Source organism: Klebsiella sp. HMSC25G12 (assembly GCF_001807705.1).
Classification (GTDB): domain Bacteria; phylum Pseudomonadota; class Gammaproteobacteria; order Enterobacterales; family Enterobacteriaceae; genus Klebsiella; species Klebsiella variicola.
The window spans coordinates 1-10,244 of the sequence record NZ_KV789931.1; the positions used below are offsets into that span (position 1 = coordinate 1).

At 52.7% G+C, this 10,244-nt stretch carries 10 protein-coding genes; 6 read left to right on the forward strand and 4 right to left on the reverse strand.

Annotated features, from left to right (window positions below; translation table 11 throughout):
* The 5 genes from HMPREF3096_RS31245 to HMPREF3096_RS28150 form a co-directional block, all read left to right on the forward strand.
* Positions 1 to 232: hypothetical protein (locus tag HMPREF3096_RS31245; protein ID WP_218069941.1), on the forward strand; the 232-nt coding region annotated here is incomplete at its 5' end.
* Positions 193 to 1,626 carry an anion permease gene (locus HMPREF3096_RS28135; RefSeq protein ID WP_012542900.1) on the forward strand — a complete coding sequence of 478 codons (1,434 nt, stop codon included), beginning with the start codon at positions 193 to 195 and terminating at the stop codon, positions 1,624 to 1,626. The genes HMPREF3096_RS31245 and HMPREF3096_RS28135, both read left to right, overlap by 40 nt.
* 97 nt (positions 1,627 to 1,723) lie before the next feature.
* Positions 1,724 to 2,986 (forward strand): SLC13 family permease, encoded by a 1,263-nt coding sequence (locus HMPREF3096_RS28140; RefSeq protein ID WP_032731601.1) that lies wholly within the window; start codon positions 1,724 to 1,726, stop codon positions 2,984 to 2,986.
* A gap of 55 nt (positions 2,987 to 3,041) precedes the next feature.
* A complete protein-coding gene (locus tag HMPREF3096_RS28145) occupies positions 3,042 to 5,327 on the forward strand; it encodes a hydratase (RefSeq protein ID WP_022065740.1) in 2,286 nt (761 codons plus the stop codon).
* A gap of 180 nt (positions 5,328 to 5,507) precedes the next feature.
* Positions 5,508 to 5,873, forward strand: a complete 366-nt coding sequence (locus HMPREF3096_RS28150; protein ID WP_008807490.1) for a DUF805 domain-containing protein — start codon at positions 5,508 to 5,510, stop codon at positions 5,871 to 5,873.
* Here the strand turns inward: HMPREF3096_RS28150 and HMPREF3096_RS28155 are convergent.
* Complete coding sequence (locus HMPREF3096_RS28155; protein WP_032731602.1) at positions 5,821 to 6,750, reverse strand: LysR family transcriptional regulator; 930 nt, start codon at positions 6,748 to 6,750, stop codon at positions 5,821 to 5,823. The genes HMPREF3096_RS28150 and HMPREF3096_RS28155 overlap by 53 nt on opposite strands.
* A 92-nt stretch (positions 6,751 to 6,842) precedes the next feature.
* Here HMPREF3096_RS28155 and HMPREF3096_RS28160 point away from each other — a divergent pair, with 92 nt between their 5' ends.
* On the forward strand, positions 6,843 to 7,472 hold the full coding sequence (locus HMPREF3096_RS28160) for a serine-tRNA(Ala) deacylase AlaX (protein ID WP_032731603.1): 630 nt from the start codon (positions 6,843 to 6,845) through the stop codon (positions 7,470 to 7,472).
* A gap of 5 nt (positions 7,473 to 7,477) precedes the next feature.
* On the opposite strand, the gene HMPREF3096_RS28165 is transcribed toward HMPREF3096_RS28160, so the two are convergent.
* From HMPREF3096_RS28165 to HMPREF3096_RS28175, 3 genes are all read right to left on the reverse strand, one after another.
* Positions 7,478 to 8,182: a citrate response regulator transcription factor CitB gene (locus HMPREF3096_RS28165; protein ID WP_012542893.1), complete on the reverse strand. Its 705-nt coding sequence runs from the start codon at positions 8,180 to 8,182 to the stop codon at positions 7,478 to 7,480.
* Positions 8,175 to 9,803 carry a citrate sensor histidine kinase CitA gene (locus HMPREF3096_RS28170; protein ID WP_048293643.1) on the reverse strand — a complete coding sequence of 543 codons (1,629 nt, stop codon included), beginning with the start codon at positions 9,801 to 9,803 and terminating at the stop codon, positions 8,175 to 8,177. The genes HMPREF3096_RS28165 and HMPREF3096_RS28170 overlap by 8 nt, the downstream gene beginning before the upstream one ends.
* A gap of 171 nt (positions 9,804 to 9,974) precedes the next feature.
* A partial coding sequence (locus HMPREF3096_RS28175; RefSeq protein ID WP_141749348.1) for a sodium ion-translocating decarboxylase subunit beta occupies positions 9,975 to 10,244 on the reverse strand: 270 nt, incomplete at its 5' end.

Here is a 10,244-nt window from a genome sequence, read left to right on the forward strand (position 1 = left end):
TCAGCAAAAGTTCGATTTATTCAACAAAGCCCGGTTATTCGCACCGCGCGTAAAATTCTCTCGGGAATGGTTTACCTGCCAGATTAATCATCTCACCAGACAATTTATAAATTATTCGAAACAGAGTGCCCGATTTTTATTTTGGGTCATTCCTGAGCGTTTTTATATGATTAATCCAGGCAAGGAATCAAAATGGATAAAAAATCGTTATGGAAACTATTGGTTATTATAGCCATACCAATACTGATAAGTGTATTTCCCGCACCTGAAGGGTTGACTAAGCTAGCATGGGTGTTGTCAGGTATTTATCTGGCGGCCATCGTTGGTTTAGTGATCAAACCCTTTTCCGAACCGGTTGTCTTGTTAATCGCCGTCGCTGCCTCTATGGTGGTGATCGGTAATTTAGGCGACGGCACCATAAAGTCATCGAGCGTCTTAAGCGGTTATGCTTCCGGCACCACCTGGCTGGTGTTCTCTGCATTCACCCTCAGTGCCGCTTTTGTCATTACCGGCTTAGGTAAACGTATTGCTTATATTCTTATTGGCAAGATAGGCAGTACGACGCTGGGATTAGGCTATGTCACCGCTTTTTTGGATCTGATCCTGTCACCCGCTACGCCGTCGAATACCGCGCGCGCTGGCGGTATCGTTTTACCGATTATCAATAGCGTGGCTGTGGCCCTGGGCTCGGAACCTGAACATAGCGCAAAACGCGTTGGTCATTACCTGATGATGAACGTCTATATGGTGACCAAAACCACCAGCTATATGTTTTTTACGGCGATGGCCGGCAATATTCTGGCGCTCAAGATGATTGAGGATATTTGTCATATCAAATTGAGCTGGGGCGGATGGGCGCTGGCCGGCGTGTTGCCAGGCATCATTATGCTGCTACTGACGCCGCTGATTATTTATAAGCTTTATCCCCCTGAGCTGAAGAAGGTGGATAACAAAGCGATAGCCAAAGCCGGTATTGAATCCTTAGGACCGATGACGTTACGGGAAAAAATGCTCTCCTGCCTGTTTATCATGGCGCTGGGCGGTTGGGTATTCAGTAAATCGCTGGGCGTGAACGAATCAACGGTCGCCATTTGTGTGATGGCATTGATGCTGGTATTAAAAATCGTCAGCTGGGATGATGTGATTAAGAACAAAGGTGGCTGGAACACACTGATTTGGTATGGCGGCATCATCGGTTTGAGCTCATTGCTGTCCAGCGTGGGTTTTTTCATGTGGCTGGCTGACTTGCTCAAAAATAACATTTCTTTTGGCACTCATAGTACGCTCGCCTTCATCATTATCGTGGCGTTAAGTATTTTAGTCCGTTACTTCTTTGCTTCGGGCAGCGCCTATATTGTGGCGATGGTTCCAGTTTTTGCCATGCTGGCCAATGTGTCTGGGGCGCCGGTGATGCTGACTGCATTAGCTCTGCTGTTTAGTAATTCTTATGGCGGAATGGTCACTCACTATGGCGGTGCGGCGGGCCCCGTTATATTTGGTGTGGGATACAACGATATTAAGTCCTGGTGGATTGTGGGCGGTATATTGGCACTGTTGACTTTCATCTTACACATTACCGTAGGGGTATGGTGGTGGGAGTTATTAATGTACTGGAAAGTGATTTGATGTAGCTTTGAGAGTGTCAATACGCCTGCATTTTATTTTGCATCACCTGCTGTTATTAAAAATATTATTTTTTTGCTGAGCGAGGGATTATCTATTTATGTCACCAGTTGCCATTACCTTGTCACTATTAATATTTTCAATCGTGATGTTTGTTTGGGAAAAAATCCCTCTGGCTGCCACGGCAATGATTGTCTGCATTGTTTTAGTCGTAACCGGCATTTTCGATGTGAAAACGGCTTTTGCCGGATTTATTAACCAAAATGTCATTTTATTTGTGGCGATGTTCGTGGTTGGCGGCGCTCTGTTTGAAACCGGCGTCACCGATAAGATTGGCGGCATAGTGACGCGTTACGCCAAGTCAGAGAAGCAGCTTATCGTTATTATTATGCTGGTGTGCGGCCTGCTATCCGGGTTTTTATCCAATACCGGAACGGCTGCGGTGCTGATACCCGTGGTCATCGGCGCTGCTATCAAGTCTGGCTATGCGCAATCTCGCCTGCTGATGCCGCTGGCGTTTGCTTCGGCGCTGGGGGGAAACTTATCTCTCATTGGCTCCCCGGGCAATCTGATCGCCCAGTCGGCGCTGGAGCAAGTCGGGCAACGTTTTGGTTTTTTCGAGTATGCCAAACTTGGTATTCCCATGCTGCTCTGCGGGATCCTCTACTTTTTGACCATAGGCTATAAACTGTTGCCGGCAAAATCGGCAAGCAGCAAAGCAAATGCGGACAATGGTAGAAAAATTTCTTGCCCAAAATATAAGCAAGTGATTGCTGTTCTGGTATTGGTATTTACCGTCCTGGGAATGATTTTCGAGAATATTATTGGTTTACCCATTGCCATTATTGGTTCCATTGGCGCTTTATTCTTAGTCATTACTGGCGTTATTACGGAAAAGCAGGCATATCAGTCAATTGACTCACAGACTATTTTTCTGTTCGGCGGAACCTTAGCGTTAGCGAAAGCGCTTGAAACCACCGGGGCCGGGGAAATCATGGCTCGCTCTGTTATCGATCTGCTTGGTCAACAGGCTTCACCATTTTTACTGCTCAGCTCAGTGTTGGTCATCTCCTGTGCATTAACCAATTTTATGTCAAATACGGCAACGGCCGCCTTACTGATGCCAATCGGTTTGTCTATTGCCAATTCGATGGGGGCTGACCCTCGGGCGGTGCTGATGGCTATTGTGGTGGGTTGTTCGTGTGCCTATGCGACGCCAGTGGGAACCCCGGCGAATATGATGATTTTTTCCGCCGGGGGGTATCGATTTATGGATTATGTCAGGGTCGGTCTGCCGCTGATTATTATATCGATTATTGTGAGTTTTATTTTACTTCCTATCTTCTTCCCCTTCTATCCGTAAGCGTAGGTGGGCAGGAAAAAGGTTTTAATTTTATCTACAGCAAAGGATGCAAATCATGATTAAATTACATGAACATGGGGTTTATTTATCCCATGAGAATGGTATTGTTGCGGAAAAGTCATGTTCATTTCCCGTCGATAAGGAAAGTGCCCGTAAGGGAACGATCTCCTGGTCAATTCTGTCGTCCCATAGTCGATCAGCCGACGAGCGGAAGTTAAAAATTCAGTTTGATTCCATAACCTCCCATGATCTTACCTTCGTTGGCATTATTCAGACAGCGAAAGCGTCCGGGATGACGCGCTTTCCCTTGCCCTATGTTTTAACCAATTGCCACAATTCACTTTGCGCAGTGGGTGGCACGATAAACAGTGACGATCATATTTTTGGCCTGACATCGGCGCAGAAATATGGCGGGATCTATGTTCCTCCGCATATTTCCGTTATCCACCAGTATATGCGTGAAATGATGGCGGGTTGCGGCCAAATGATTCTGGGGTCGGATAGTCATACCCGCTATGGCGCACTGGGCACGATGGCGGTTGGCGAAGGGGGCGGTGAATTAGTTAAACAGTTGCTGGGCAGTACCTGGGATATTGATTATCCAGAGGTTGTCGCGGTGTATTTAACCGGTAAACCGGCAGCGGGGGTTGGGCCGCATGATATTGCGTTGGCGATCGTTGGCGCCGTCTTCAAGAGCGGCTACGTGAAGAATAAAGTGATGGAGTTCGTTGGCCCCGGTGTGGCCAGCATGTCGACCGACTTCAGAAACAGCATCGATGTGATGACCACCGAGACTACCTGCCTGTCCTCCATCTGGCAGACGGATGAAGAGACGCATAATTTCTTGCGCCTTCATGGCAGGGAGAAAGACTATCGGGCGCTGGCGGCAAAAGACATGGCCTACTATGACGGTTGCGTTGAGGTTGATTTAAGCACTATCAAGCCGATGATTGCGTTACCGTTTCATCCTGCCAACGTCTATGAAATTGCGACGCTTAATGAAAACCTGGCGGACATTTTACGTGAAGTGGAAGTGGAGTCGGAGAAGATCTCCCTTGGGCGCGCGAAGCTGTCGCTGTTAGACAAAATAGAGAACGGTAAATTACGTGTCCAGCAGGGGATCATTGCCGGTTGCGCCGGAGGTAACTATGTCAACGTGGCCCAGGCGGCTCAGGCCCTGAAGCACCATGCCTGCGGGGACAATATTTTCTCGCTCTCTGTATATCCTTCCTCGCAGCCAGTGCTGATGGCGTTAAACAAAAAGGGATTAATTAACGATCTCATGAGCACTGGCGCCATTGTTCGCACGGCATTCTGCGGCCCTTGTTTTGGCGCCGGCGATACCCCGATGCATAATGGCTTAAGCATCCGGCACACGACGCGTAATTTTCCCAACCGCGAAGGTTCTAAACCGGGAAATGGCCAAATGTCCGCGGTGGCATTAATGGATGCCCGCTCAATTGCTGCAACGGCCATCAACGGCGGACTTCTGACGTCAGCTGCGGAACTCGATTGCTGGCAGGACGTACCCGACTATGAATTTGATGTATCACCCTATCAGAGCCGGGTTTATCAGGGCTTCGTGAAAGGGGTGACGCAGCAGCCGCTGATCTATGGCCCGAACATCAAAGACTGGCCGGAGATGAATGCGCTAACGGAAAATATTCTGTTGGTGGTGGCTGCAAAGATAATGGATCCGGTGACCACCACCGACGAACTGATCCCTTCCGGTGAAACATCGTCGTTTCGTTCTAATCCATTAGGTCTGGCGGAATTTACGCTATCCCGTCGCGATCCGGAATATGTCGGGCGGAGTAAAGCCATCGCCGCAATGGAGCAACAGCGCGTTAACGGTGAGGATCTCTATCGCGGTTATCCGCAGCTGGAAAATATTTTTTCACGGCTGCGACTGCTGCCTGGCCAGGAACATATTACCGTTGAGCAGACGGAGATTGGCAGCATGGTCTATGCGGTCAAACCCGGCGATGGATCGGCGCGCGAGCAGGCCGCGAGCTGCCAGCGGGTGCTGGGTGGGTTGGCTAATATTTGCCAGGAGTATGCAACCAAGCGCTATCGCTCCAATGTCATTAACTGGGGGATGCTGCCGCTGCAGATGAAACAGATACCTGACTTTGAGGTCGGCGACTTTATCTATATTCCAGCGATAAAAAGTGCGCTGGCAGGCGACCTGAACGATATCACCGCCTTTGTCCTCAGTGATAAAAAGCCGATTCAGCAGATTAGCCTCTATATGGAGACGTTAACCGCCGCTGAGCAAGAGATTATTAAAGCCGGTGGGCTTATTAATTATAATAAAAATCAATTAACTAATAGTCATTAATTGATTTCACCCCGTGCTGGCGGCCTGTTCGCTGCCAGCCATTCTTTCCTGCCAAAATCCGCTTTTTTGTGCCAGCACATAAATTGCCGCTGAATAATCATTTAATCTGCCTTTTATTGCGCGGGTCGGGTCTATCAACCTGGCCCGCAGCTATTCACGTTATTCTCATGGAGAGAGGCAATGACCTGTGGACAGGCGTATTTGAGCGGCTGGAAAGAGACCTTTAATTTTAGTGGCCGCGCCAGCCGGCAGCAGTTCTGGACGTTTTTTCTCATCAATGTATTGATCGCCACAGCGCCGCTGGCGGCCTGGTGTCTGGCAACCAGCGTTAACCCTCAATACGGCATCCTCAGTTTTGTTGTCATTCCCTTTGCCGCGCTCTGGCTGCTGCTGATGGCGCTCCCCTTGCTGGCTGTTGGCTGCCGGCGGATGCATGATATCGGCCGCTCCGGGATCTGGTTTGTGTTGGGGGTTATCATTCCGTGGTTTGCAATTATTTCGCTGGCTCTGTGCTGCCTGCGTTCAACGCCGGCACCGTCTCGCTGAGATAATCAATCATCGCCCGCATCCTGGCGGGCATATGTTTATCTCCCGCCCACAGCAGCCACAGGTCGCCGGAGTAGCTGCTGATGAATTCCCACTCGGGCAGCACCTGCACGATATCGCCCTTCGCCAGCGCCTCACGGGCGGTGAACAGCGGCAGGCTGCCAATGCCCAGATGCTGCTTAACCGCGTCGAGGCGTACGGCGGTATGGTTGGCGGCGTACCGCCCGTAGGTTTGCACTGTTTCGCTTTTCCCTTCCCGGCGGAACTTCCAGCGCGCGTCGGCGGGCGTTTCGCCAAGACTAATGCAGCAATGCGCGCGCAGATCCTGCGGCGTATACGGCGTACCGTGCTGCTGTAAATAGGGCTCAGTGGCGCAGATAACGTGCCTGATTGGCATCAGCGGTTTGCCATGCAGACCAGGGGAAGGGGTATCGGTGATGCGCAGCGCCAAATCAATACCGTCATCGATAAAATCCAGAGGGCGATCTTCCAGCCGCAGACAGACGTCCACCAGCGGGTAGCGATGGAAAAACGCCATCATCAGCGGGTGGATCACAAAGCGGCCGACGGCTTTCGGTACGCTGAGCGTCAGCTTTCCCTGAGCGACCGTTTGGCGACTGCTGGCGGAATCTATCGCCTGCCGCGCCGCTTCCAGCATCTGCTGGGCATGCTGATACACTGTTTCCCCGGCATCGCTCAGTCGCAGCTTGCGGGTGGTACGATGCAGCAGCTTGCTGCCCATCTCCCGCTCCAGCCGCGACACGCTGCGGCTCACGGCGGAGGGCGTCAGTCCGCTCTGGCGGGCGACGGCGGAAAAGCTGCCCTGGTCGACTATCTGGACGAAGAGGGCGAGGTCCGGCAGGAGGTTCAGATTCATTTGTGCTTCCGAAGCAAAAGTGCATTGGCGGGTGGTGGGATTATCGCTGTCGATATTATCAATATACTGGTCGGACAGAGAGGAGAATCACCATGACTGAACGAGTTTATTACACCAGCGATGCTACCGACGGGCGCGCCCAGATCATCGCCTGCACTGCAGAAGCGGATGGCCGTTACGCCATCGAACTGGATCGGACGTTGTTTCACCCGCAAGGAGGCGGTCAACCTGCAGACCGCGGCTGGATCGCCGGGCAGGCGGTTGAGACGGTTATTGTGCGCGGCGACAGCGTGCTGCATATCCTGTCGCAAGCGCTTCCCCGCGGTGACGTGGAGATGAAAATTGATGCCTCCGCGAGACAGCTGCATGCCCGTCTGCATTCTGCCGGCCACCTGCTTGGCCTGGCGGGCGAACAGCTTGGCTGGCAACCGGTGAAAGCGCACCACTGGCCCGGCGAAGGGCGGATAACCTTTACCAGCAGGAACAATGCCGCGCTGCCGGACGCCAGTGCGCTACTGGCGCCGGTGAAGGCCTGGCAGGCGCAGGACTTACCGCGTCAGGTGACGTTCGCTGATGGCTTGCGCCAGGTGGGCTTCGGCGAACTGCCCGCTTATCCCTGCGGTGGCACCCACGTCGCCCGTCTGGCGGAGCTGGGCGACGTCGTCGTCAGCCAGATTAAAATGAAGAAGGGGCAGCTGGTGGTCAGCTACACCCTGGCGTAAGCGTTTTATCTCTGCTCAGGATAGGCCTGCTTGCCGTGATAAATGCGCTCCGGTCGGCCAACCTTGCCGTAGCTGATTTCCGCTTCCAGAAAGTCGTTCTTCACCCCTTGTTCCAGATAACGGCGGGCGGTGGTTTTGCTGCTGCCGAGGATACGGGCCAGCGAGTCGGCGGTATGTACCACCGACGGGTCGGCAAACAGCTGGAGCACGCGCTGAAAGGTGCTTTCATCGATCCCGCGCAGTGGTGCGCTGACGGGTTCCGTTTGTTCCCGGGCCTGAATATTAAACAGTGCATCGACATGGATCTGGCTGGCCTGTTCGCTGGAGCGCAGCGAGCTACGATAGCGGGCAAAGCGCTCCAGCGTGTGCTGCAGGCGCTGATAGTGCACCGGCTTAATCAGGTAATCGAACACCCCAAGACGCAGCGCTTCGCTAATGGTATCCATATGATTATCTGCGGTAATAAAGATAATCCGTCCCTTGTAATGCGTACTGACAGCATGGCGTATCAGATCGATACCTTTGCCGTCGGGTAAAAAATTATCCAGCAGGATCAGCTGCGGTTGATACAGTCTGAGCTGTTTCCTGGCGCTCTCAAGCTTATCCGCAATACCAATGACGTCGAACTGGGGAAACTGTTTAATGTTATCCACCAGGATCTCCGCCAGCATAGGTTCGTCTTCAACGATAAGAGTAGTGATGCTATCCATGATGTTCTTCTCGGGTCAGGGGGATATAAAGCGTAAAGATGGTGCCAAAAGGAATATTATTTTCGACGACAATACTGCCGCCTGCCTGTTCCACATAGCTGCGTACCAGCCAGAGTCCGATACCATGATCTTTGCTGGCGCTGCTGGTGACGCCGCGCTCGAAGATCCGATCGCGCAGCGTCTCGTCAATGCCGCATCCCTGGTCGGCGATCTCAATGATCACTTCGTGACCGTCGCTGTTGATCAGGCATTCTATCTGCCTTGACCCCTGCGGCTGACGCAGGCTGGCATTGTAGGCGTTATCAAGCAGATTCCCCACGATCGAGATCCATTCATTGTGAGAAAGGGCGGTGGGTAATCTGTCAACGAAGCAGGCCGGATCGAATACCAGCTCCAGACCGAGCTCTTTGGCCCGGTAATACTTGCCGATCAACAGTCCGGCCAGATGGTTATCCTGGAAATTCCGCGCGATAAAATCGATCACCTTCTGGTGACTTTCCGACTGCTGTTGGATCAGATCCAGCGCATGATCGTAGCGTTTAAGAAACAGCAGGCCAGCGATAGTGGAGATCAGATTGCGATGCTCATGCTGCACGGCGCGCAGATTATCGGCATACTGTTGCACCTGGCTAAGCTGCAGGCTAAGGGTGTTGATATCGTCTTTGCTGCGAAAGCTGATCACCCAACCCTGTGGCTCATTGTTTAAGATCACCGCCATCCGGCTGGCGATCACTTTGATCTGATTGAAGGTGACGATTTCGTCTTTTTTATTGGCCTGTGGCGCATCGTAGAAAAAGGTCTCCTGCGAGATAACGTTGTTGATCCCTTTGCCGATAAGCGTGGTTTCCGGTTGGCTCAAATTGAGCAGGCGGCGGGCAGTCTGATTAATCGCAGTGATTTTATAACCGGAGTCGATGGCGATAAGCCCTTCGAACACCGATTCAAACAGCACGCTTTGCTGGATCAACAGCTGTGACAGCTGCTGGGGTTCCATATTGAGCATCTGCTTTTTGATATGCAGTGAGAAGCGGCGGGCGCAATAGAGCAGGAGCAGTAACATGATGGCCATCGGGATCAGCAGCGAGCTTATCTGCAGGCTGAGCCAGTTCTCCAGTTGCTCGATGGTATAGCCTACCGACACAATGCCGATCACTTTGCCGGTCGCGTCCTGAATCGGCGATTTACCACGCAACGAGGATCCCAGCGAGCCTTTGCGCACTGACACGTAGCTTTTGGCGTTTATCAATGCCTCATCACTATCGCCGCCCTCCATCGATTTGCCGATTTCATCAGGATTGACGTGATAGAGGCGCTGGCCGCTGGCATCACCGACGGTGATGTAGGTGGCGTCGGAGAACGAACGCATGGGGTCGATAAGGGCTTTGATTCTGGCGAGGTCGCGTTTCTGTACCGCCTCCACCAGCTCCGGCATCGCCGAAATCTGCATCGCCTGAATCAGCGCCCGTTGCCCGACCTGATAATGCAGACGCTCCTCGGTAATGTCTGTCAGATACCATGACATCGCCAGCATGACGGTAGTCGAGGTAAATAAGATCAGCAGGAAGATGCGATTCTGAAACGATCGCCGGGCAAACCAGTGGGTGATTTTTCGGGTATACATTGGGTAGATAGACATTAAATTGTTATTCTCCCCGTTTTGCGCCCCCGGCGCCGACAGGTGGAGCACAGAACAGAAAATTTCAGACATGTGCCCGGCCCCGTCATGCCAGGAGTGGGTATCAAATCAGCCCGGAGGCGGGGCGACAGCCACACCTCCGGGAAGGATGCCGGCCTACATCGCCAGCACGTACTTGAGCATCACCCCGGCGGCGATCGCCGAGCCGATCACCCCGGCCACGTTCGGGCCCATGGCGTGCATCAGCAGGAAGTTCTGCCCGTCCGCTTCCAGACCCACCTTGTTCGACACCCGCGCCGCCATCGGCACCGCCGACACCCCCGCCGAGCCGATCAGCGGGTTGATCGGGTTCTTACTGAACCTGTTCAGCAGCTTCGCCATCAGCACCCCGGCCGCGGTGCCCACGCAGAAGGCGATCACCCCCAG

Coding starts and splice junctions, on each gene's coding strand:
- HMPREF3096_RS28165 (WP_012542893.1), bottom strand. CDS start 8,182: ATGGATAGCATCACTACTCTTATCGTTGAAGACGAACCTATGCTGGCG.
- HMPREF3096_RS28155 (WP_032731602.1), bottom strand. CDS start 6,750: ATGAATCTGAACCTCCTGCCGGACCTCGCCCTCTTCGTCCAGATAGTC.
- HMPREF3096_RS28140 (WP_032731601.1), top strand. CDS start 1,724: ATGTCACCAGTTGCCATTACCTTGTCACTATTAATATTTTCAATCGTG.
- HMPREF3096_RS28135 (WP_012542900.1), top strand. CDS start 193: ATGGATAAAAAATCGTTATGGAAACTATTGGTTATTATAGCCATACCA.
- HMPREF3096_RS28145 (WP_022065740.1), top strand. CDS start 3,042: ATGATTAAATTACATGAACATGGGGTTTATTTATCCCATGAGAATGGT.
- HMPREF3096_RS28170 (WP_048293643.1), bottom strand. CDS start 9,803: ATGTATACCCGAAAAATCACCCACTGGTTTGCCCGGCGATCGTTTCAG.
- HMPREF3096_RS28160 (WP_032731603.1), top strand. CDS start 6,843: ATGACTGAACGAGTTTATTACACCAGCGATGCTACCGACGGGCGCGCC.
- HMPREF3096_RS28150 (WP_008807490.1), top strand. CDS start 5,508: ATGACCTGTGGACAGGCGTATTTGAGCGGCTGGAAAGAGACCTTTAAT.